This is a genomic window from Micromonospora sp. NPDC007230 (assembly GCF_042869115.1).
Lineage (GTDB): Bacteria > Actinomycetota > Actinomycetes > Mycobacteriales > Micromonosporaceae > Micromonospora.
The window spans coordinates 379,006-402,594 of sequence record NZ_JBIAFE010000002.1 but is presented as its reverse complement, the minus strand read 5'-3'; the positions used below and the strand labels follow the sequence as shown (position 1 = coordinate 402,594).

The window sequence follows — 23,589 nt, the reverse complement described above, 5'->3', positions numbered from 1 at the left end:
TCTGACCTGCGCTAACGCGAAAATTGGTCAGTGAGACGGGGGCGGTCGGTGGCCCGAGGAGCGGCCGCCCTGCGGTCAGATCTGGCCGGTGTAGAAGCCGTGGCGGGCCAGCGGCTCGACGATGTTCTGTTCCTCATATGCCAAATGCGACAGCAGGGTGTCGGTGAGGATGTCCACCGCCCGCTGAACCTCGGTGAAGTCCCCCGGATTGCGGATCAGGTCGACCAGGGCCCGGTCCACGCCCTCCACCACGTCGTGGATCACCACGTGCTCCGCCGCCAACCGGTCGAGCACCGGGGCCAGCCCCGGATCGGCCCGCCGCAGGTGCGGGAAGATCGAATTGTCCTCCAGCCCGTGGTGCTGGGTGACCACCGTGCAGTACGCGGCGCAGTACGCCCCCAGCGTCCAGTTGTTCTGCCGCATGGTCATCTGGTTGAGCACGGCCCGGGCGGCACCGGCGGAGACCACTCCTCGTTTGACCTGTTCGAGCAGGTCGCGCACCTGCGCCAGCTCCTGACGCAGGTGGTCGTGCACGTCGACGAGGTGCGCGCCGACGGCCTGCGCGTGCGGGGTGTAGACGTGCCCGGCCGGCGCCGGCGGGGCGACCGGGCGGGTGGACTCGTCCCAGAGCTGGTGGTCGGTCAGGCGTACGCCCGGATCGGAGGTGGGGGTGACCGCGAGCGCGGTGGCGCCCCCGGCCTCGACCGCCTCGCGCGCTTCCTCGACGGCCCTGGGTCGGGTGCCCGGCTCGGCGCGCTCGGCGGCGACCAGCTCCCGCACCGCGGGCGCGACCTCCCGCGCGAAGAGCTGGATGGCGGTGGGGTCGTCGGCGCCGAGGATGAAGGTGGCGATGCCGTGGTCCAGCACCAGCCCGGCCAGCTCCTCCACCCACTGTTCCGGCGGCCCGGTGAGGAAGCCGGTGGACGACCAGGTGAACTGGCCGCTGACGTTCAACAGCCGCCGCACCGACCGGGGATCCCGCCCGGCGGCCTCGGCACCCTCGTCGATCAGCGCGTTCATCCCCGGCAGCTCGTCCGGCCCCTGCGACAGGTACGCCAGCGACGGCAGCCAGCCGTCCGCCGCGCGCCCCACCAGCCGCAGCATCCGGGGCTTGTACGCGCCGACCCAGATCTCCACCGGGTGGGCCGGCGCCGGCCCGCGCTTCGCCCCGACCACCCGGTGGTACGTGCCCTCGACCCGGACCATGCCGCGCCGCTCGACGTCCCACACCTCGCGGATCACCCGGATCGCCTCGTCGAGCGCGTCCACCGCCTGCCCGGGGGACAGCCGCCGACCGCCGACCGCCTCGATCGCCTCCCAGAACGCGCCCGCGCCGAGGCCCAGCTCGACCCGGCCGCCGGTGAGCAGGTCCAGGCTTGCCACGCTGCGTGCCAGCACCACCGGTTGGCGCAGCGGCAGGTTGAGCACGTTGCCGGCCAGCCGGATCCGACTGGTCGCGGCCGCGAGATACGACATCAGCGTCCAGGTGTCCAGGAAACCTGGCTGGTACGGGTGATCCTGGAAGGTGACCAGGTCCAGGTTGACCTGCTCGCAGAGCTTGGCGAGCGCCACCACCTGCTCGAACTCGCCGGCGGCGGGGGTGAGGAAGCCGCCGAAGGCCAGCTCGTGTCCGTAGTCAGTCATGTTCCTCCGCCTGCGCACCCGAGCCCGGCGACCGTGCCGGACCTCGCCACCGTAGTCGGTGCCGGATCGGCGCGCGCCCGCTCCCGCAACCGCGGCGATAACCAGGCGGACACCCAGCTCAACGAGGCGGACCTGCGGGCCGTCCACCTTCGAGCGGCCATACGCGACCCTGCGCAATGCCGGCGCGTACCCGTGATCGTGGTGCTGGTCTCCGGCCGGCCGCTGGACGTCGCCGGCGAGTTGCCGAACTGGACCTGAATGGCGCTTGTAGAGCACCTGTGGACGCCGCGCAACTCGTACGGTGTGGCCTTCGCTCGGCCGGGTGAAGAACTTCACAAGAAGTGGGCGATCATCCGAAACCATCCCTAACGTCGACTGCGTTCGCGATCGCGGACACCCGGGCCGGTAACGCCTAATCCCGCCGCCGGCCCGTCGGTACCTGGACCTCAGGCGGGAGCGGGGGACCCACATGTTCCTCGGTGCTCGACACCTCGGGGTGAAGCCGCCCATCCGGCGGCCGGGCTCCTCGGCCCGAACCCGACAGCTCACCTCGTCGGCGTGGAGGAACCCACATGGCAACTGAACACGTCGCACGTCATCGGCGCACCACGCAGCGTCGCGTCGCCGTCGGGGCGCTCGTCGTCGGTGCCGCTACCGGCGCCGCCGCCATCCTCGGGCCGGCCGCGCCGGCCAGCGCATCCAGCGTGAACTGGGACGCCATCGCCCAGTGCGAGTCCGGCGGAAACTGGCACATCAACACCGGCAACGGCTACTACGGTGGCCTCCAGTTCTCGAAGAGCACCTGGAACGGCTACGGCGGCCAGAAGTACGCCAGCCGCGCCGACCTGGCCAGCCGCGGCGAGCAGATCGCCGTCGCCGAGAAGGTCCTCGACGGGCAGGGCATCGGCGCCTGGCCGGTCTGCGGCAAGAAGGGCGGCTCGACCAAGCACTACTCCACCAAGGACTCCGGCCCCAAGAAGTCGCACAAGAAGGTGACCAAGGACCGGTCGTCCCGCGGCGACCAGCCGGCGACCCGCAGCCACCGGCGTACCGCGCCGGCGTCGGGCGGCGCGACCTACACGGTCCGGTCGGGTGACTCGCTGTCGCTGATCGCGGAGGCGAACCACCTCGCCGGCGGCTGGCAGGCACTCTACGAGCGCAACAAGCGCGTGGTCGGCGACAACCCGGGCCTGATCTTCCCAGGCCAGCACCTCCGCCTGCGCTGACGCCCCTGGCAGGTGGGGCGCCCCACATTGCGCGCTGACGCACGGAAAGAGTGGCCATCCCGCCCGGGACGGCCACTCTTTTCGTGACCGAGGCCCCGGGTGCTCGCGGTGTCCCGGTCGGGGGCGGTTGCTATCGTCGCGGTGCTCCGGAAAGACGTGAAGAAGGCGCGGATATGACCAACGACTCGTTCTCCGCGGCGGCAAGCCTCGACGAGCTGCTCACCAGGACGCAGCAGGCGCTGTCGGCCATGCGCTCGCGGGCGGCCGAGCACCCCGACGGCGACCCGGGCGAGCTGCTCCGCGCCGAGGGCGCGGCGGCCGACGGCCGGGTCCGGGCCGTGGTGGTCCAGGGTGGCCGGCTGGCGTCCGTGACGGTGGACCCGGAGCTGGCCGGGGACGGGATGGAGGCGGTCTGCGGGCAGGTCGTGTTGGCCGTCAACGCCGCCCTCGCCGCCCTCGACGCCCAGGTCAGCGCCTCGGCCCGGGCCGACGTCGACGCCCTGGCCGCGCGGCTCGGTGGTATCGAGGGGCAGTCGGTACGGCAGATGGAGCTGTTCAGCCGGGCGGTGGACGACGTGATGGCCCGCCTCAGCCGCGGCCCCGACGCGGGGACGCGGGCGGGCCGCACGAGCTGAGGAGGGCATCGCCGGCTGTCGGAGCAGGCCGGCCGCGGTACCGGCGGTGAACGCGGCGACCAGCAGGCCCGCGACGGTCAGCGTCACAACTGCGGCACGGACGCGCCGGGGTGGGCGCAGCGCCCCACGTACGGCTGAGCCGGCGGAGCGGCCGGCCGTCGGGAGGACGACGACCGGCCGCTCGGGGCGTGCTCAGGAGAGAGTGACCGCCGTGTCGTCGATGACGAACGAGGTCTGCAGGGAACTGTCCTCCACCCCGCTGAACGAGATGGTGGCGGTCGTCCCGGCCAGCGACGAGACGTCGAAGGACCGCTGTACGTAACCGGCGGCCTTGTTGAGGTTGGAGTAGGTGGCCAGAGTGGTGCTGCCCGCCTTCACGGTCAGCTTGTCGTAGGCGGTGGTGGTCGTCGACTCCGCGCTGTCGATGTGCAGCCAGAAGGTGAGGGTCGCCCGGCAGCCGGACGGGATCGTCACCGACTGCGACAGGGTGTCGGTGTGGGCGGTGCCGTAGCCGTCGAGCCATGCCTTCCACGAGCCGCCGTGCGCGGCCTGGCCGGTGGAGGTGGTGATGACCCCGGAGGAGGCGCTCCAGCTCACGTTGCCGGACTCGAAGCCGGGGTTGGCCAGCTTCTGGCCGGAGCAGGAGCCGGTCGGCGGCGGGGTGGTGCCGGAGCAGGTCGGGTCGCCGGACTGCGCCGGTACGCTGACGGCGTCCCAGGCGGCCTTGACGGTGTTGAACTCGGTGCAGCCGGTGCTGCCGTAGAGGTTCTTCGCCGCCTGCAGCGTCCAGGTGCGGTACTTCAGGTACGACGACGACGTGGTCTTCATCAGCATCGCGTTGTACATGATCTTGATGGCTTTCTGGATGCCGAGGCCGGTGACCGAGCTGCCGTTGCAGGTCGGGCTGGACGGCTGGCCGTTGGTCGGGCTGCTGCCCATGGCCAGCAGGTAGAACCAGTGGTTGCCCGGACCGGCGGCGGCGTGCACCTCGGTGGACGGGATGCTGCTGGAGTAGCAGTTCGGGTCGCCGAGAGCCGACGGGTTGTACATGTTGCGGATCGGGCCGCTGCCCACCAGGTTGACCTTCTCGCCGACGAGGAAGTCCGGGGCGTCGTAGCTGGCGGGCTGGTTGGCGAACCACTCGGTGGCCGCGCCGAAGGTGTCGGCGACGAATTCCTGGGTGCCCGATCCGGAGATGCCGCCCGGGGTGCGGTCGTCGATGCCGTGGCCGATCTCGTGAGCGACCACGTCCATCGAGCCGATCCACTGGCCCGCGGTGTTTTTGCCGATCTGCACCTGGGTGCCGTCGTAGTAGGCGTTCTGGTCGTTCAGGCCCACCCGGATCGGCCAGTAGCCACCGTTGCCGTCGGCGCCGTTACGGCCCAGCCACTGTGACAGCATCTTGTGCTCGGTCTGCGCGCCGTAGAGGGCGTCGACGCAGCCGGTCTCCTTGTTGGTGGCGGTGCCGTTGCCCCAGACGTCGTCCGAGCCGCTGAACGTCGTGTTGGTCGCGGAGTCCTGGCAGCTCAGGTTCGTGACCGTCGGGTCCTTCATGGAGTATGTGCTGCCCGACAGCGTGGTGTTGAGGCTGAGCGGGCTGGGCCCGTTCCACGCGCCGGTGCCGCTGCCGCGCACGACGTGCTCCTGCGTACGCAGCACCTTGCCGGTCAGCGCGTCGACGTCCACGGTGAGCCGGCTCGGGCCGTCCGCGACGGTGCCCCGGACGGTGGTCTCCCAGGCCAGGGCGGGGGCGCTGTCGAGGGTGTAGACGACCAGCTTGGTGCCCTCGACGGTGCTGACCGTCTTGAGCTGGGCGCGGGCCGTCTTCTCGGCGGCGGCCGAGGTCAGCTTCGGCGTGGTGGCGAGGTTGCCGATGGCCCGCTGCTGCGCGACGGAGGCGTACTTCAGGTTGCCGGCCGAGTCGGTGGCCAGCACGAAGTCGCCGCCGGTCACCGGGAGGCCCTTGTAGGTGCGCTCGTAGGGCACGTACTGGGTGCCCTCGGAGCTGATGACCGACTGCTGCACGAACGCGTCGTCCGAGCTGGCGTGCAGGTAGCCGGGCCGGCTGGCGACCAGTGCGCGGGCCGAGTTCGCGGCGAGCGTACGGGCCTGGGCGGCGTCGGGAGCGGGACTGGGCGGCGCGGCCTGTACGGCCGCGGCGGTGCCGGCGGCGATCAGGCCGGCCGCGGCCGCGCCGGAGAGCGCGGCGAGGCGGGGTGAGAGCTTCAAGGGGGTTCGCTCCTGTTCCGAGGCGCGCAGCATGGAGCCCGGTGGGGACACGCGGCGCGGGGTAGCGATGAGGCGGGACGACGGTCGGTCCCGGAGCTGCCGGCGTGGCCCCGGTTCGACGGATCGACCGTCCGAGCCGCCGGGGGTCGGCGACTCGCTGGAGCACAATCACACGGCCGTGGACGCAGATCAATGGGTGACCGGGGCAACCGGATCGGTCGATCACCGCGCCGGCCCCGGAAATCAGGAAGCCGTGATCTTCTATAGCCCCTGATCAGGGCGAACACCCCCCGGAGTGGGCGGGGCTCGCCCGACTGGCGGGGATTGCCGCTCCATGCGGATGGCGCACGTTCACCCGTCGGTCGCCCCGGCGATCGAGCCCCGCCGGAACCCGGCCCGTCCGGTTCACCGTCAGCGCCTCCGTCGTCGTGCGGTGAGACCCAGGAGGGTTGCGGTAGGAATCTACCGACCACTTTCGTCTGTCGTGAAGAAAAGTAGTCGGTGAGCGGACGAAAGCTATGGACAGCCTGAGAGGAAGTTAGTACTGTCTGGCACCATCAATATGTTTCGTCGAGATGAACTACCGGCACAGTAGTTCTCGACCGTGGCCTTCAGGCGGCGCAACCCGTCGGAGGGTCATGACCGGCCAGCGACGGCCACCCCGGGTCAACGCACCATGGCGACCTGGCGCAGGCATGCGCCAAGGATCGACCGACGTCCGTCCGTACCCGACACGACCAGATCAGCTCCGACGCGCGACCCTGCCCGGCGCCGCGTGCGAACCGGCTCGCCGCTGACACCGGGATCAACCAACCATCCACATCGGACGACCGTGGCCGCCGGCCACGGCCGGGGATCCCGCGCGGCCAGGGGAGGGGCCGACGGGCTGCGAGCACCCGAAGAAGCACCTCTGACGACACCTGACACCGACGGGCCGACGCACATTCCGCCCGGTTGTTCCCGGACCGTGAAAGAGGCATCAATGAACCCATCCGCATCGCGGGATCGGCTCTCTGCGAGCCGGCTCCGGAGATCGGTGGCGGTCATCGCGGCGATGTTGTTGCTGCTGACCGCCGCCCTGACCGGCTCCCCGGCGAACGCGCGTCCGACCGACACCGAGCGGTCGGCGACGGCCGGGCCTCGATCCTCGTCGCAACTGCAGGCCCAGGTCCTGACCTGGACCGCCGGCGACAACTTCCTGTCGTACCTGTCGGCGCCGACCACCGCCACGGCCGGGCCGGCCACCCTGGTCTTCGAAAACAGCCGGGCTACCGGCAACACCACCGGAATGCAGCACACCCTCACGTTCGAAACGGGCGACCCGAGATACAACAGCGACGTCGACGTCAACATCCTGGCGGATCCGACGGACAGCAACGGGGGCCGGTGGACCGTTGACGTGGTGCTCTCGCCCGGCACCTACCGGTACTTCTGCGCCATCCCAGGCCACGGCGGAATGACCGGCCTGCTGGTGGTCTCCGGTGGCGGATCGGACACCACGCCGCCCACGGTCAGCGCCACGGTGTCCGGGGAGAAGGACCCCACCGGGGCGTACGTGGGCAGCGCGACGGTCACCCTGTCGGCGACCGACAGCGGCTCCGGCGTGGACCGGGTCGAGTACTCCCTGGACGGCGGGGCGTACGGCACCTACTCGGCGCCGGTGACGGTGAACCAGCTGGGTGAGCACACGGTGAGTTACCGCGCCACTGACAAGGCGGGCAACACCTCGGCACCGCAGTCGGTGTCGTTCCGGGTTGTCGAGCCGCCGCCGACAGACACCACGCCGCCCATCGTGACGGCGGCAGTGACCGGTCAGCGGGACCCCAACGGCGCGTACGTGGGCAGCGCGACGGTGACCCTGTCGGCCACGGACACCGAATCGGGTGTGGACCGGATCGAGTACTCCCTCGACGGCGGTGCCTATGCCAGGTACTCCGCGCCGGTCACGGTCAACCAGGTGGGCCAGCACACGGTCAGCTACCGGGCCACGGACAAGGCGGGTAACACGTCGTCGCCGCAGTCGGTGGCGTTCAGAGTCGTGGAGACGCCTCCGGCGGACACCACGCCGCCGACGGTGACGGCGGCGGTGACGGGGGAGAAGGACCCCACCGGGGCATACGTGGGCGGCGCGACGGTGACGCTGTCCGCCACCGATAGCCAGTCGGGCGTGGACCGGGTTGAGTTCTCCCTCGACGGGCAGCCGTACGCCATCTACTCGGCGCCGGTGGCGGTGAACCAGCCGGGTCAGCACACGGTGAGCTATCGGGCCACCGACAAGGCGGGTAACACGTCGTCGCCGCAGTCGGTGTCGTTCCGGGTCGTGGAAACGCCGCCAGCGGACACCACGCCGCCCACGGTGACGGCCGCGGTGACCGGTCAGCGGGACCCCAACGGCGCGTACGTGGGCAGTGCCACCGTGACGCTCTCCGCCACCGATACGGAGTCGGGTGTCGACCGGGTTGAGTACTCCCTGGACGGCGGCGCATATGGCAACTACTCGGCGCCGGTGACGGTGAATCAGCCGGGTCAGCACACGGTGAGCTATCGGGCCACTGACAAGGCGGGCAACACGTCGTCGCCGCAGTCCGTGTCGTTCACGGTGGTCGAGACGCCTCCGGCGGACACCACCCCGCCGACGGTGACGGCGGCGGTGACGGGGGAGAAGGACCCCAACGGCGCGTACATCGGCAGCGCCACGGTGACCCTCTCCGCCACCGACAGCCAGTCGGGCGTGGATCGGGTTGAGTTCTCCCTCGATGGGCAGCCGTACGCCATCTACTCGGCGCCGGTGGCGGTGAACCAGCCGGGTCAGCACACGGTGAACTATCGGGCCACTGACAAGGCCGGCAACACCTCGTCGCCGCAGTCGGTGTCGTTCCGGGTCGTGGAAACGCCGCCGACGGACACCACGCCGCCCACGGTGACGGCCGCGGTGACCGGCCAGCGGGACGCCAACGGCGCCTACGTGGGCAGCGCCACGGTGACCCTGTCGGCCACCGACACCGAATCGGGCGTGGACCGGGTCGAGTACTCCCTCGACGGCGGTGCCTATGCCAGGTACTCCGCGCCGGTCACGGTCAACCAGGTGGGGCAGCACACGGTGACCTATCGGGCCACGGACAAGGCGGGCAACACCTCGTCGCCGCAGTCCGTGGCGTTCACGGTGGTCGAGACGCCTCCGGCGGATACCACGCCGCCGACGGTGACAGCGGCGGTGACGGGGGAGAAGGACCCCAACGGCGCGTACATCGGCAGCGCGACGGTGACCCTGTCCGCCACCGACACTCAGTCGGGCGTGGACCGGGTCGAGTTCTCCCTCGACGGGCAGCCCTACGCCGCCTACTCCGCCCCGGTCACGGTCAACCAGCCGGGTCAGCACACGGTGAGCTACCGGGCCACCGACAAGGCGGGCAACACCTCGACGCCGCAGTCGGTGTCGTTCCGGGTGGTCGAGCCGGCGCCGACGGACACCACGCCGCCCACGGTGACGGCGGCGGTGACCGGTCAGCGGGACGCCAACGGCGCCTACGTGGGCAGTGCCACCGTGACGCTCTCCGCCACCGACACCCAGTCGGGTGTCGAGCGGGTCGAGTACGCGCTCGACGGCGGCGCCTACACCGCGTACTCGGCGCCGGTGACGGTGAACCGGCCGGGTCAGCACACGGTGAGCTACCGGGCCACCGACAAGGCGGGCAACACCTCGACGCCGCAGTCCGTGGCGTTCACGGTGGTCGAGACGCCTCCGGCCGACACCACGCCGCCCACCGTGACGGCGGCGGTGACCGGCCAGCGGGACGCCAACGGCGCCTACGTCGGCGGCGCCACCGTCACCCTCTCCGCCACCGACACCCAGTCGGGCGTGGACCGGGTCGAGTTCTCCCTCGACGGGCAGCCCTACGCCGCCTACTCCGCCCCGGTCACGGTCAACCAGCCGGGTCAGCACACGGTGAGCTACCGGGCCACCGACAAGGCCGGCAACACCTCGACGCCGCAGTCGGTGTCATTCACGGTGGTCGACCCGCCGGCCCCGGACACCACCCCGCCGACCGTCACCGCCGCCCTCTCCGGGCAGCTCGACGACAACGGGGCGTACGTGGGCAGCGCCACGGTGATCATCTCCGCGAGCGACAGCGGTTCGGGCGTGGACCGGGTCGAGTACTCCCTCGACGGCGGCGCGTACGCCAGGTACTCCGCGCCGGTCACGGTCAACCAGGCCGGCCAGCACACGGTCAGCTACCGGGCCACCGACAAGGCCGGCAACACCTCCGGCACCGCCTCGGTCACCTTCACGGTGGTCGCCAGCGGGCCGCAGCCGGAGTGCGTGAAGGACACCCGACCCAACGTCTGGCTCGGCACCGTCGACAGCGGCGTGCCCAACCGGGTGGTCGCGGGCGACTGCACCATCAACAACGTCATCGAGGACGAGCGCTCCTGGCCGAACCACGGCCAGTTCGTCTCCTACGTGAACTCGGTCGCCGAGCACCTGCACCACCTCGGCGTCATCAGCCACCAGGAGCACGGCAAACTGGCCAGCGCAGCCGGCCGCTCCGGCGTCGGCAAGCCGGACACGAAGAACGGCTACCAGCCGATCCTCGACGACAACGCCGCGTCCTTCGGCAAGTGGCAGCAGGTCGGCGCGGGTGGCTTCACCCGCAACGCCGACGGGTCCATCACCAGCAAGGCCGTGCCCGGGCTCGGCATGCTCTGGTACCCGGTCGCCCAGTACGGCGACTTCTCGCTGAAGTTCCAGTGGCGCGATGACGCGCCGGGCGACGGCCGGGCCAACAGCGGTGTCTTCGTCCGCTTCCCGGACGTGCGCCGCCACCCGGCGGAGTCCCGGCCGGAGTGGGTCGCCATCAAGTACGGCCACGAGCTGCAGATCCTCGACCGGACCGACGGTGACCAGTACAAGAGCGGCTCGGTGTACGGCTTCGACCGGGTCGACCTGGCCGGTGCTGGGGTCACCCCCAAGGGCACCTGGAACGACTACGAGATCCGGGTGGTCGGCCAGCACTACTCCGTGTTCCGCAACGGAAAGCTGATCAACGAGTACGTCAACCGGCCCGACGCCGTGTTCAGCCCGCCCCGAGCGGACGACCCGGGCGGCGCCGGCCGGCAGCATGCCACCGGCTACGTCGGGCTGCAGAACCACGGGACCAACGACGTCATCAGCTTCCGCAACGTCCGGATCGCCCCACTGACCCCGTGCTGCCCGGGCGGCCCGGCGGGCGGCCCGAACTCCTGCTGCTGAGCGAACGGAAGGGAACCACCATGGCAAGGAACAGAATCGACAGACGTACCCTGCTGCGGGGCCTCGCCGGCTCCACGGTGGCGGTCAGCGCGGCCAGCCTCGCCGGCGCCCTGCCGGCCGGGGCCGACCAGGGCGGCCAGGGCAAGCTCATCCCGCAAGGGCACCTGGGCATCCAGCTCTACAGCGTCCGCGACAAGATCGCCCAGGTCGGCTTCGCCGCCGTCTTCGAGGAGCTGTCCCGCATCGGCTACCGGGAGGTGGAGTTCGCCGGCTACACACAGGGCTCGGTGGGCGCCATCACCCCGGAGCAGATCCGGCAGCTGCTCGACGACAACGGGCTGAAGGCGGCCGGCAGCCACCGCGGGCTGCGAGACTTCCGCACCAACCTGGAGTGGGAGCTGGACGTCGCCGAGATCCTCGGCATGCCGGCGATCGGCACGGCGGAGGCGCCCACCGGCAACCGGACCATCGCCGGCTACCAGGCCGCCGCCGCCGAGTTCAACGCCTGGGGCGAGGCCGCCGCGGCCCGCGGCATCAAGCTCTACCAGCACAACCACACCATCGAGTTCAGCTTCGCGACGGACCGGCCCGACGTGCGGCTGTACGACCTCTTCCTGGACCTGACCGACCCCCGGTACGTGTTCCTGGAGATGGACATCCTGTGGGCGTACGGCGGGGCACGGAAGTACCCGGGCTTCCGCCCGGTCGACTACGTCAACGCCCACCCGCACCGCTTCCCGCTGTTCCACGTCAAGGACGGCGTGCCGCTGCCCAACCCGCAGCAGGGCAACTCCTACCTGGACGTGGAGTTCGGGGCCGGGGTCATCCCGTTCCACGAGTTCTTCGGCGAGCTCAAGGGCCGGGGCCGCTTCGAGTTCCTGTGGGAGCAGGACACCGCGCCGAGCGCGCAGCCGAACCCGCCGGGGTCGCTGGGCGCCGCCGAGCGTAGCTACCAGCGCATGGTCGAGCTGCGGGGTGCCCGATGAGCGCCTGGCGGCTGGTCGAGGACGGCAACCCGGCACCCGAGCCGGAGCCGGCCGTCGATCCGACGAGCGAGGCCACCGGGCCGCTGGGCGGCCGGACCGAGCGCCCGCGTAGCGGGGCCCGGCGGATGCTGGTGGTCGCGGCCGTCGTACTGCTCACCCTCGTCGGCGCCGGCGGGCTGGCCGCAGCCGGCACCGGGATGTTCGCCGAGAAGCCGGAGGGCTGCGGCAAGCCCGACCGCAGCATCCAGCTGTACGCGGTGGAACTGCCCAAGGACGGCACGCAGATCCGGCTCGGCTACGGCCTCACTCCGCAGACTGCCTCCTACCCGGGCCCGCTCATGGAGATGATGGAGGGAGAGTGCCTTGCCATCACCCTGCACAACCAGGTGTCTGCCGAGACCCTGGCGGCGTTGCGCACCGACCCGGCCCACCCGCTGGGCGTCTCGCTGCACGTGCACGGGGTCAAGTACACCCAGCAGTCCGACGGCACGGTGCAGAGCGGGTCGTACGTCCCGCCGGGTGAATCGCGCACCTACACCTGGTACGCCCAGCCGCGCAACAACCGGACCGGGGCGCAGGGCACGGCCGGCTACTGGTGGTACCACGACCACGTGGTGGGCGGCCCGCACGGCACCCAGGGGCTATCGTCCGGTCTCTTCGGCGGCCTGGTCGTCCGGCGTCCGGGCGACCCGAAGCCGGACCGGACCTACACGGTGGTCTTCGGTGACCGGCAGAGCATCAACCTGCGCCGCGGCGCCGCCACGGACACCTGCACCGAGGTGAACCCGCAGCCGGGCCCGAGCTGCCTGGTCGCCCGCAAGGGCGAGCGGGTGGAGTTCGTCGTGGTCGGCATCGGCAACGACATGCACACCTTCCACCTGCACGGGCACTCCTGGGCGGACACCCGCACCGGGGTGATCAGCAACAACGGGCAGCCGTTCGTCGACTCCATACCGATCATCGACAACAAGACGCTCGGCCCCGGTGACTCCTTCGGCGTCCAGGTGGTGGCCGGCGACTCGGTCGGACCGGGGCACTGGATGCTGCACTGCCACATGCAGTTCCACTCCGACGCCGGCATGTCGACGATGCTGCACGTCCTCGACGAGAACGGGAACATGCCGCCCGGCATGGGCCACCAGCACGGCGCGGCCGGCGCCACCGGCACCACTGGCACTGCGGGCGCCACCAGCACCCCTGGCGCCGCCGGCGCCGCCGCGGCGCCCGCCGCCGACGGTCAGCACCAGCACAAGTGACGGGTCGGGGCTGCTGGCCACCGTCGGTCGGCCAGCAGCCCCCGGACCGACACCCCCACCAGCGACCCGCCGCACCGGCCGCCCGATCCGGGTGGCGCCGGCGGTCGCGCACCCAGTGCTCCGGTGAGCGCCTCACCTCACCGGCAGATGGACGACCCGGAAGAACCTGTCCCTCAAACCAGGAGGAGTCGAGATGGCCGACAGACGCCATTTCCGGTTCTCCCGATGGGTCGGACGCTCCCGCGCCGACTCGACGGGATCCACCACCACACCTACACCATTCACCCCGGCTGCAGCACGTCGCACCCGCGGGCGCCGGATCGGCGCCCTGGCGTCGAGCGCCGCCCTGGCGCTCGGTGTGCTGGCCCTGCCCGCCCAGGCGGTCACCCCTGCGGCGGCCGCCGCCGAGGCCGCCGCGGCGGTCAAGGTGCTGGTCTTCCACGGCCCGGTGGACAAGCAGGACGACCCGGTCGCCCGGGCCACCGCCACCATCCGTGAGCTGGGCGAGCAGCAGGGCTTCACCGTCGACGACTCCGCCGACCCGGCGGTGTTCACCTTCGGCAACCTGGCCCGCTACCGCGCGGTGGTCTTCCTCTCCGCCAACGGCGTCACCCTCAACGAGGCCCAGGAGGCCGCCTTCCAGGCGTACGTGAAGGGCGGCGGCGGTTTCGTCGGCGTCCACGACGCGGCGCGCGCCCAGCCGGAGTCCTCCTGGTTCACCGGCCTGATCGGCACCCGCCCGGCCGCCAGCCTGCCGAACGCCGAGAAGCCGGTCTCGGCCACGGCGAGCGCGGAGAACCCGCCGAACGAGACCGCCGCGAAGGCCATCGACGGGTCGACCGGCACCAAGTGGCTGACGTTCAACCCGACCGGCTGGCTGGCGGCGAAGCTGGCCAAGCCGGTGGTGGTGAGCCGGTACGCGCTCACCTCGGCCAACGACTTCCCCGGCCGTGACCCGAAGAACTGGACCCTGCAGGGCTCGAACGACGGCAGCACCTGGACCGACCTGGACAGCCGCAGCAACGAGACCTTCCCGCAGCGGTTCCAGACCAAGCAGTACAGCTTCACCAACACGACGGCCTACCAGCACTACCGGCTGAACGTCACGGCGAACAGCGGCGAGCCGCTGGTGCAGCTGGCCGAGCTGTGGCTGATCGGGCCGGACGCCGGGCCCGCGCCGGACAGCACGGTGCAGAAGGCCACCATCGACCTCACCGACCGGCAGCACCCGGCCAACAAGGACCTGCCGCTGACCTGGACCCGCTCCGACCAGTGGATCAACTGGGACCCCAGCCCGATCGGCAAGGTCCACACCATCGCCCAGGTCGAGGAGGGCACCTACAACCCGGGCCTGAGCGGTAACGGCGCCTTCCACCCGATCTCCTGGTGCCAGGACTACGAGGGTGGCCGGTCGTTCTACACCGGGATGGGCCGGACCGAGGCGAGCTGGACCAGCGACAAGCAGTTCCAGGGCCACCTGGCCGGGGCCATCAAGTGGTCGGCGGGCCTGGTCCGGGGCGACTGCCAGGCCACCATCGCCTCGAACTACCGGATCGAGCGGCTCACCACCACCAACCAGTCGGGGCAGCTCGACCAGATCGGTGAGCCGCACGGCCTCACCATCGCCCCCGACGGCAAGGTCTTCTACATCGGCAAGGCCGCCTGCCCGAGCGGGCCGATCGTGAACTGGGACGACCCCAAGGTCGGCCTGGGCTGCGGCACCATCCACCAGTGGGACCCGAAGACCAAGCAGGTCAAGCTGCTGACCACCCTCGCCGTGATGGGCAACCGGGGCAGCGGCAGCGAGCTGGTGAAGAACGAGGAGGGCCTGGTCGGCATCACCCTGGACCCGAAGTTCGCCGAGAACGGCTGGGTCTACGTCTACTGGATGCCGCACGAGTCCATCGACCGGGACAAGCGGATCGGCAAGCGGACCGTCTCCCGGTTCACCTACGACGCCGCAGCCCAGACGCTCGACCAGAGCACCCGCAAGGACCTGCTCAGCTGGGACACCCAGATCCACAGCTGCTGCCACGCCGGTGGCGGGATGACGTTCGACGAGAGCGGCAACCTCTACATCGGCTCCGGTGACAGCAACTCCTCCGGTGGCTCCAGCGGCTACTCCGGCAACAACTGGACCCAGGACTACAAGGGCACCTCGTTCCAGGACGCCCGGCGTACCTCGGGCAACACCAACGACCTCAACGGCAAGATCATCCGCATCCACCCGGAGCCGGACGGCACCTACACCATCCCGTCCGGGAACCTGTTCACCGGCAAGGAGGAGGGCGGCGGCAAGACCCGCCCGGAGATCTACGTGATGGGCGTGCGCAACATCGCCCGGATCGCCTGGGACCCGGTCAACCACTGGCTGACCGCGGCCTGGGTCGGCCCGGACGCCGGCGGCCCGAGCCCGGACCTCGGCCCGGCGAAGTACGAGACCGCCACGATCATCACCTCGGCGGGCAACCAGGGCTGGCCATACTGCATGGGCAACCGGCAGCCCTACCGGGACCGCAGCAACACCGACGCCAACGTGCTGGCCGGCTGGTACGACTGCGACAACCTGAAGAACGAGTCGCCGCGCAACACCGGCCTGGTCAACATCCCGCCCGCCCGGGACAACATGATCTGGTACTCGCCGCAGGGCGGTGGCCCGGTCTACCCGAAGCGGACCGACGGCAGCGGGCTGCCCTCGTACGTGGCGGGCGAGGAGACGTTCACCCAGCCGTACCTCAAGGGCGGCGGTCAGGCCATCATGGACGGCCCGACCTACCACCGGACGAAGGTCGACACCAACAGCGGCGTTGCCTGGCCGGCGTACTGGGACAACAAGTGGTTCATCGGTGACGAGTCCAACGCCAACAACCGGATCGCCGTCACCGTCGACCCGGCCAAGGTCGCCAACGCCGGCCCGCCGGCGTTCGCCGAGGACCTGCGCCAGATCATCCGCTCCGGCAGCGGCGGCACCCAGCTCCAGTCCTGGATGGACGCCAAGTTCGGCCCGGACGGGGCGCTGTACATGCTCGACTACGCCGGGGGCTTCTTCAGCCTCCACTCCAACCAGAAGCTGATCCGGATCGTGTACACCGGTGGCGAGGCGACGCCGCGGCCGAGCGACGCCGCCTGGCAGGCGGTCACCCCGAGCCAGCCGAAGACGATCGCGTTCTCGTCGGCCCGGGCCGGCGGCGTGGCGTGGGAGTGGAACTTCGGTGACGGCAGCGCGCCGTCGCGGGAGGCCAACCCGACCCACACCTACGCGGGTTACGGCACCTACGAGGCCACCCTCAAGGTGACGTACGCCGACGGCCAGGTGTCCACCGCGAAGATCACCGTCACCACGGGCTGCCCCGCGCCGGACACCCGCAAGACGGTACAGCTGCTGGACACCGACACCGGCGTGGCCAACCACGTGGCCGGCGGCGGCTGCACGATCAACGACCTGATCGACGACGAGCGGAACTGGACGAACCACGGCCAGTTCGTCAGCCACGTCGCCGACGTGGTCAACGACCTGCGGGCCGGCGGCATCGTGGACAACAAGGAGGCGCAGAAGCTGCAGACCTCCGCGGCCCAGTCGAAGATCGGCAAGGTCGCCGGGTACCAGTCGCTCTTCGACGGCACCGCGGCGTCGCTCGCCGACTGGCGGCAGGCGCCCGGCGGGTCGTTCACCCTCCAGCGAGACGGGACCATCCGCAGCTCGGGTGGGCTCGGCATGCTCTGGTACGCCAAGGACGAGTTCGCCGACTTCTCGCTGCGGCTGAAGTTCCGGGACGTGTCCGCCGGCACCACGTACGCCAACAGTGGGGTCTTCACCCGCTTCCCGGACCCGCGGATCCCGCTGGACCAGCGGCCGGCCGGCAGTTGCGGCACGGTCGGCTCGGCCCGGAGCTCGCAGGCCTGGGTGGCGATCTACTGCGGCCATGAAATCCAGATCTACGACGGGCCGACCGGCGAGGTGCAGAAGACCGGGTCGATCTACAACTTCGACCCGCAGGGTCTGGACAAGGCCGGGGCGACCCCGAAGGGCCAGTGGAACGACTACGAGGTCCGGGTGGTCGGGCAGCACTACACGATCATCCGGAACGGCGTGGTGATCAACGAGTTCGACAACACGCCCGGCAAGGCGTCGTCCCGTGCGGGTGACCCGCCGACCGACCTGCGGCAGTTCCTCAGCGGGTTCGTCGGGTTGCAGAACCACGGTACGAACGACCTGATCGAGTTCCGCGACGTGCGAGTCCGCTCGCTTTAATCCGGCCGGCGCCGGGCACGGGTTCCGCCCGTGCCCGGCGCCCTCGCAGGACACAGGCCACTTCCCGGAAACGGGAGGTGGCCTTGCTCGCCGATCTCCACCGGCTCATCGGTGGTGGCCGAGCAACGGGTTCAACGCTCGGGACGCCACGGGCGCAGGCGCGGATACCACGCGGGTACGTTGGACCGGTAGGCGTCGTACTCCGTACCGAACCGGCGGCGCAGCTCCGGCTCCTCCCGCAGGTGCACGAATGCCCCCTGTAGCAGCGCGACCCCGAGCCCGTACCAGAGCAGGACCGTCTGCCCAAGCACGAACGCTTGGCCGACGACCGCGGCCACCACGGCAACGTACATCGGATTCCGGACGAACCGGTATAGCCCGCCGACGACGAGGTGCGTGGTTGGAGCCACCGGGGCGGGTGTGCCGATCCCCTCCATGGCGAAGCGTACGAACGCGTGCACCAGAACCCCGACGCCGGCCGCGAGCAGGAGCCAGCCGAGGGCCTGTAGCGGCGGGATTCGCAGCACGCTGTCCCGGGTACGCCAATGGGTCAGCGCCCACGGAATCATGCCAGCCACGGATCCTGGTACGAGTACGAGAAACACCACGGTTCCCGCTGCGGCGGTCGCCCGATTGCGCATCGGTACTCCTCACCGGCTCGGTTCCGTACCCCTGCGCCCAACCAGCCCGGCCGCGCCGCCAGGTCGTCACGATCGCCGGCTCATTCAACAGGGGAGTTGCCGCCGCCGATGGTAGCGAGGCCGGACAACAATGCGCCGCCGCTGACACGGCGGCTTGTAGCCGCTCCCAGTACCGAAGTCTGTGCAGGCGGCATGACTCCCGTTCGACATGTCTGGTCGGCACGCTTCGCGCGGCTCTTCTTCCGAAACTAGGCTGCGACGATGGCGCGTGGAGGCAGCCGCGCGAGTACCGTCGACTGTGGCGGCCCGCCGGAGTAGCGGCCGGCGGCCCGCTGCCCAGACCGCTACCTGGGAGACGACGATGACCGATCCCGCGACCTTCGGTGCTCGCCTCCGCGCCCACCGTCAACGTGCAGGCAAAACGCGTCCAGTTCTCGGTGGGCTCGTCGGCCGCAGCGCCGAATGGGTCAAGGCCCTGGAGAACGGGCGCCTCCTTCCGCCCCGCCTGCCTATGCTGCTCCGCCTGGCCGAGGTCCTCGACATCTCCGACCTGGCGGACCTGACCGGCGACCAGTCCCTGCCGGTGGCATCGGTGACCCGCGCCGGTCACCCCGACGTCGACGCGGTCGCCGCCGCCATCCGGCGGGGTAAGGTGCCGGTCGGCGAGCCGACGTCGGTCGACGTGCTGCGCGGGCTGGTCGATCAGGCGTGGGCGCTGTGGCACCGGTCGACCGTCGAGCGCACGGCGGTCGCCGCGGTGCTCCCCGGGCTGCTGGCGGACGCGCAACGCAGCGCCCGCCGGCTGGACGGCCTGGCCCGCCGACAGGCGTTGATCGAGTTGGCGCGCGTCTACCACCTCGCGCAGTTGTACCTGGCCCACCAGCCGTATCCGGAGTTGGTATGGCTCGCCGCCGACCGGGCGATGCTCGCCGCCCAGGACGCCGATGACCCCGCGGCGATCGCCGTGGCCGCCTGGTACTACGCGCACGTCTACCGGGGCGCGAACCAGATCGACGCTGCGGAGCAGGTGCTCGTTGACGCCTCCGGCCTGGTCGACCCGGCAGCGGATGCTGAACAGTTGGCGCGGTGGGGGCAGGCGCAGCTGGGCATCGCGCTCGGACACAGCAAGGCCGGGCAGGCCGGAAAGGCATGGCGCGCGTGGGACGCCGCCGAGGACGCCGCGAGCCGGCTCGGCAACAGGTACGCCCACCCCTGGCTGATGTTCGGGCCGGCCGCCTGCGCGGCGTACGCGGTCACCATCGAGACGGACCTGTGCCGACCTGGTGAGGCCGTCCGGCGGGCCGACACGGCGGACTTCCGTGCGCTGCCGTCGCACACCCGTCGGGCTGCCGCCCTGATCGAGGCCGCTCGGGCGCACATGTTGAACCGAGGCGAGGTCGCGGCCATGCACCTGCTCGGCCGGGCATTGCGCGAGAGCGTGGACACCGTTCGCCACCAACCGTTCGCCCGCACAGTCGCGCTGGAGCTGTCGAACCGGCCGGGCACGGTCGGGGAGGACGCGCGGGAGCTGGCGCTCGCGATCGGGGTAACGGGGTAGCCCTCCCTCGGGTACAAACTGTCCCCGCCGCCGCCCGTGACCGCTCGTAGCGTCCAGGTCACCGACGGCGGCGGGGATCTTTACGCCAGGGAGCCGATACGGCCGGACGAGACCTCGCCGCCTTCCGACGCTCGACGTGGAGGCGGAACCTGTGGCGATCTGGTCGGAGCTGTGCAGGTTGGTGCGGTGGCTGTTCCGGCGGCCGGAGCCGCCGCCACCGCCGGGCACGGGGCAGTGGTACCAGGCGAGCGAGCAGGCGCAGGCGCAGCGGCGGCTGCTCGACCAGGCGGAGCGGTTGCGGGACACGCCCTGGCGCCGCGAGTCGACGCAGAGCGTGCCGACCGTGCCACGGACGCCGGGCCAGCGCACCGGTGACGGGACGAGGGACCAGCGGTGAGCCGAGCGGGGGCTGGCTCTCCTGGCAGGCAGCGCGTCTCGTACGACGAATATCTGCTCGCGACTGCCCTGACCCTCGCCCGACGGCACCGGCCGGTCTGGTCCTGGCGGGACTGGCGGCGCATCTGCCGATGCGGCGTCGAACTGCCCTGCCATGCCCGGCACCGGATCCCGATCAACCGGGGTCACTGGCCGCACGGAGCAGCCGAGTGAATGACGATCAGGAACAGGCGATCCTCGCGGTGCACGTCCGTGGGCTGGACGGGATGTGTGTCGGTTGCCGCGTGTGGTGGTCGCTGCTGGTGCCGTACCCGTGCTGGCAGGTGGATTGGGCGACCAGCCGGAAGGCACGGACGATCACGGCGCGCTACCTGGGGGTGCGGGTGTGAGCACGCACGGGCCGGTGCTGCCGATCTGGAGCTGCGGCGGCTGCGGGGCGCCGTGGCCGTGCGCGACCCGACGCCGGGAGTTGCAAGCGGAGTTCGCGGACGCGCCCATGTCCCTGGCGTTGTACATGGGATCGCAGTTCGTGCGCGCCGCCGAGGATCTGACCTGGGCGCCCGCCGGCATCCTGCACCGGCGCTTTCTGGGCTGGCTGCGGTGAGCTTCCGCGCCTGTCGGCGGGAGCAGGCATTCTCCTGCAGGCCCGCCCGCGGTCGCGGACGGCCGGGTGCCGGGTACGGAGCATGCGCCGCCGTACCCGGCACCCGGGTCGGTTTCCGTTAGCTGGTGGGCAGCACCGCGCTGCCCTTCAGGAAGTTCTTGCCCGTGCCGTCAGCGCGGTAGTTGTTCTCCACGTTGCCGGCCGCGTCCACCGAGAACCAGTGGATCTTCGTACCGACGGGCAGGGTCAGCGTCTCTCCGCCTTCCCGGATCCCCGCCGACGCGTAGAGCGTGGACGCGTAGGTCGGTACGCTGCCGTCGACGGTGTAGAACACCGCGGCCGGCTCGCTCACCGTGAACGTCACGTCCACCATGCCCGCCGTGGCGCTGGGCTTCACCGACAGGCCGCTCTTCGGCCGCTGCTGGTCCTTGTCGAAGTCCCGGGCCACCCGCATCAGCTCGACGAGGCCGTTGGAGAATTCCATCGTCTCCTGGTGCGCCTCGTCCCAGTCCGGCTGGAACGAGGTGCCGACCTCGAAGTTCCAGGCGTAGATGCCGTACTTGTACCAGAGCATGTCGCCGGAGTTGCCGGCCGCCGAGTACAGCACGTCGGAGATCGGGCCGGTCCGGGCCGGCGTCACCGCCATGTTGCGCTGCCGCTTGATGGCGGTGAGGATCTGCGACGAGGCCCCCCAGAAGAACGACTCCTCGGCGAGGGTCGGGCGGGGCGCCGAGATCCGGCCCGGGGTGGCGTACGCCCCTGGCGACCACATGAAGTAGTTGCCGGAGGAGTGCAGGTTCATCGAGAACTTGATGTTCTTGTGCTGGGCCAGCCAGTCGACGTTCTTGTCCTCCGGCTCGGACAGCTCACTGGGCCCGGCGTAGGTGCCGCTGGTGCAGCTGCTGGACGCGCCCGAGTAACCGTCGAACAGGCTGTACTCGGTGTAGTTGCGGTTGTTGTCCACGCCCCACGAGTTCCGGCCGAGGGCGTCGGCCGCGTCGGTCAGCGGGCAGTGGTTGGTCATGTTCTTCCGCTGCGAGTTGTAGTCGTAGAACGAGTAGTGCCCGCCGTCCGGGTTGACCGACGGGGCGATCCAGATGTCCAGGTTGTTGAGCAGCTGCTTGGTGTGGCCGTCGTGGCCGTAGTTGCGCAGCAGCCGCTCGGCGGTCTCGACGGCGACCAGCGGCGGCACCCACTCGCGGGCGTGCTCCTGGGCGTACGCGAGGACACCGGTCTTGGACCCGTCGCGGACCTTGCCGATCCGGATCGCGTACACCGGGTGAGGATCGCGGGAGACGCTGGCCGGCGCCTTCAGGTTGTCGGTGAGCACCGACTTGGTGGCGGCCGCGACCACACCGGCACCGGCGTCACCGCGGTAGGTGTACGCCCGGACCAGCGACCCGGCGTTGGCGTTCAACGCCGCGGCGACCTGGGCCGCCGTGCTGGTCAGCGCGCCGCTGGCGTTGGTCGCCAGGCTGACCCTGATGTCCTTGCCGGTCACGCTCACCGACAGGGGGCGGCTGGCGGCACCCGGGTTGACCAGTTCGACCGAGATGTCGTTGCCGCCCTCGTGTCCCCAGGCGAGCGAGTCGACGGCCACCCGGTTGGCGTTCGTGGTGCCGAGCACCACCTGCGCCTTGCGGCGGTAGCCGTTCGTCTTGTACGGCAGCTCGACGATCTCGGCCAGGTCGGGGAACTCGGCGGCGAGCTGGTGGATCCGTGCGTACAGCTCGGTCGGTGTCAGGTAGCTGGTGACGAAATCCTTCTGGTAGCCCGGGCCCTCCGGGTTGTCGGCCGGGATGGGCAGCCACTCCTTGACCTGGGCGACGGCGACCCCACCGGTCGGGCTGGTGATCCGGATCCGGTCCGGCCGGGTCGTCACCGTCGATGCGCCCCGGTGGTACAGGTAGACGCCGGCGTCCACGAAACGGGAGATGGTCTGGCTGCCGCCCGAGCCGAGCTCCGTGCCGGGGCCGCTGTCCCGGACGACCGTGAGCGTGCTGGTCGAGGTCTGGCCCTGAGCCCACTTCGCCTCGACCGACAGGATCTGGTTGGTTCCCGAGGTGTAGTAGTCGGCGCGGATGATCTTGACGTCCGAGGTCTCGGAGGTCTGCAGGGCCGCGGTGAACGCCCGGTTCTCGGCGACGTGCGCGGCGATGGTCGCCTCGCGTTCCTCGACGCGGTCCGCCGAGTCGCTGGGCCGGAGGAGGGTCTCGCCGAGCCGGTAGCCCCGGGCGCGGAGGGCCGCGGCCTCGGTCGACGTGACCACCGCGTGGACGACGATGCCCTGTTCGCTCTGTTCGACGTGGTGGTCGAGGTCGACGCCGGTGGCGACGAGTGCGTCCAGCTCGTCGCGGTCGGCGAGCAGGACCTCCACCACGCTGGCCGCCTCGTCGGGCAGCCGGTTCAGTTCGGTGCTCGCGCCGGCGTCGTCGGCGGGTGGCGTGACGGCCGAGGCCGGGCTGACCAGGAGCACGGCCGAAACGGCCGCGATCGCGACGACCGGTGCTCGCCAGCGGCGGTCACCGGAGTTCGGCATTCGCATAGTTGCCCTTTCTGTCGTGGGTACGGAACTGCGAGCGACGGTCGGTGGAATCGGGGTCCCACGTGCTGCTGCGGAGGTTCGGCACGACCGACGGATGAGGGCCGGCGGAAATCGCCTACCGGCGCTGGTGCGGCAAGGCGGACCAGCGCCGGAAATTGACACCGGACAGGTGTCCGGGGTGGACGATCGACCGGCGGGTGGGCCAATCCTCAACTCACGTCACGCGCTGTGTCAATGACTGTTCGTCACGAAACGATGAATGCCGGAAGTCGTGCTTCCACCCTGCGACAGGCGTAGGAGCCGAGGGCGGCCATCTTCCACAGGTGTCCGATGACCTGCGTGTGCGCCGATCCGTAGGTTCGGTGC

15 protein-coding genes and 1 riboswitch are annotated in these 23,589 nt (G+C 70.7%); of the genes, 11 read left to right on the top strand and 4 right to left on the bottom strand.

The features are described 5' to 3' along the window. Positions 1-75: 75 nt before the first annotated feature. On the bottom strand, positions 76-1,644 hold the full coding sequence (locus ACFYML_RS04720; RefSeq protein WP_387419313.1) for an LLM class flavin-dependent oxidoreductase: 1,569 nt from the start codon (positions 1,642-1,644) through the stop codon (positions 76-78). A gap of 33 nt (positions 1,645-1,677) precedes the next feature. On the opposite strand from ACFYML_RS04720, the gene ACFYML_RS04715 reads away from it, so the two are divergent. From ACFYML_RS04715 to ACFYML_RS04705, 3 genes are all read left to right on the top strand, one after another. Next, positions 1,678-1,902 carry a hypothetical protein gene (locus ACFYML_RS04715; RefSeq protein WP_387419312.1) on the top strand — a complete coding sequence of 75 codons (225 nt, stop codon included), beginning with the start codon at positions 1,678-1,680 and terminating at the stop codon, positions 1,900-1,902. 141 nt (positions 1,903-2,043) lie between these two features. Next, positions 2,044-2,218, top strand: a riboswitch (cyclic di-AMP (ydaO/yuaA leader). Then, entirely contained in the window at positions 2,217-2,870 is a 654-nt protein-coding gene (locus ACFYML_RS04710) for a transglycosylase family protein (RefSeq protein WP_387419311.1), read from the top strand. Its footprint overlaps the riboswitch before it by 2 nt. A 173-nt stretch (positions 2,871-3,043) precedes the next feature. Continuing rightward, positions 3,044-3,505 (top strand): YbaB/EbfC family DNA-binding protein, encoded by a 462-nt coding sequence (locus tag ACFYML_RS04705; RefSeq protein ID WP_387419310.1) that lies wholly within the window; start codon positions 3,044-3,046, stop codon positions 3,503-3,505. A 192-nt stretch (positions 3,506-3,697) separates the two neighbouring features. On the opposite strand, the gene ACFYML_RS04700 is transcribed toward ACFYML_RS04705, so the two are convergent. After that, complete coding sequence (locus tag ACFYML_RS04700; RefSeq protein WP_387419309.1) at positions 3,698-5,734, bottom strand: M4 family metallopeptidase; 2,037 nt, start codon at positions 5,732-5,734, stop codon at positions 3,698-3,700. Between the two features lie 1,054 nt (positions 5,735-6,788). On the opposite strand from ACFYML_RS04700, the gene ACFYML_RS04695 reads away from it, so the two are divergent. The 4 genes from ACFYML_RS04695 to ACFYML_RS04680 all read left to right on the top strand — a co-directional run bounded on the left by ACFYML_RS04695 (position 6,789) and on the right by ACFYML_RS04680 (position 17,479). Continuing rightward, a complete protein-coding gene (locus ACFYML_RS04695; RefSeq protein WP_387419406.1) occupies positions 6,789-10,985 on the top strand; it encodes an OmpL47-type beta-barrel domain-containing protein in 4,197 nt (1,398 codons plus the stop codon). 20 nt (positions 10,986-11,005) lie between these two features. Next, on the top strand, positions 11,006-11,971 hold the full coding sequence (locus ACFYML_RS04690; RefSeq protein WP_387419308.1) for a sugar phosphate isomerase/epimerase family protein: 966 nt from the start codon (positions 11,006-11,008) through the stop codon (positions 11,969-11,971). Next, the gene (locus tag ACFYML_RS04685; protein ID WP_387419307.1) at positions 11,968-13,227 is read left to right on the top strand and encodes a multicopper oxidase domain-containing protein; all 1,260 of its coding nucleotides are present in this window, start codon (positions 11,968-11,970) and stop codon (positions 13,225-13,227) included. The genes ACFYML_RS04690 and ACFYML_RS04685 overlap by 4 nt, the downstream gene beginning before the upstream one ends. A 193-nt stretch (positions 13,228-13,420) precedes the next feature. Continuing rightward, a complete protein-coding gene (locus tag ACFYML_RS04680) occupies positions 13,421-17,479 on the top strand; it encodes a ThuA domain-containing protein (protein ID WP_387419306.1) in 4,059 nt (1,352 codons plus the stop codon). 131 nt (positions 17,480-17,610) lie between these two features. Here the strand turns inward: ACFYML_RS04680 and ACFYML_RS04675 are convergent, their stop codons facing one another. Beyond that, on the bottom strand, positions 17,611-18,120 hold the full coding sequence (locus tag ACFYML_RS04675) for a methyltransferase family protein (RefSeq protein WP_387419305.1): 510 nt from the start codon (positions 18,118-18,120) through the stop codon (positions 17,611-17,613). A gap of 361 nt (positions 18,121-18,481) precedes the next feature. Between ACFYML_RS04675 and ACFYML_RS04670 the strand changes: the two genes are divergently transcribed. The 4 genes from ACFYML_RS04670 to ACFYML_RS04655 all read left to right on the top strand — a co-directional run bounded on the left by ACFYML_RS04670 (position 18,482) and on the right by ACFYML_RS04655 (position 20,678). Then, on the top strand, positions 18,482-19,678 hold the full coding sequence (locus ACFYML_RS04670; protein ID WP_387419304.1) for a helix-turn-helix domain-containing protein: 1,197 nt from the start codon (positions 18,482-18,484) through the stop codon (positions 19,676-19,678). 151 nt (positions 19,679-19,829) lie between these two features. Further along, positions 19,830-20,075: a hypothetical protein gene (locus tag ACFYML_RS04665; protein ID WP_387419303.1), complete on the top strand. Its 246-nt coding sequence runs from the start codon at positions 19,830-19,832 to the stop codon at positions 20,073-20,075. 49 nt (positions 20,076-20,124) lie between these two features. Then, complete coding sequence (locus ACFYML_RS04660; RefSeq protein ID WP_387419405.1) at positions 20,125-20,463, top strand: hypothetical protein; 339 nt, start codon at positions 20,125-20,127, stop codon at positions 20,461-20,463. Continuing rightward, complete coding sequence (locus ACFYML_RS04655; RefSeq protein ID WP_387419302.1) at positions 20,460-20,678, top strand: hypothetical protein; 219 nt, start codon at positions 20,460-20,462, stop codon at positions 20,676-20,678. Before ACFYML_RS04660 ends, ACFYML_RS04655 begins: the two co-directional genes overlap by 4 nt. A gap of 118 nt (positions 20,679-20,796) precedes the next feature. On the opposite strand, the gene ACFYML_RS04650 is transcribed toward ACFYML_RS04655, so the two are convergent. Continuing rightward, entirely contained in the window at positions 20,797-23,223 is a 2,427-nt protein-coding gene (locus ACFYML_RS04650) for a M14 family metallopeptidase (RefSeq protein WP_387419301.1), read from the bottom strand. Positions 23,224-23,589 lie beyond the last annotated feature (366 nt).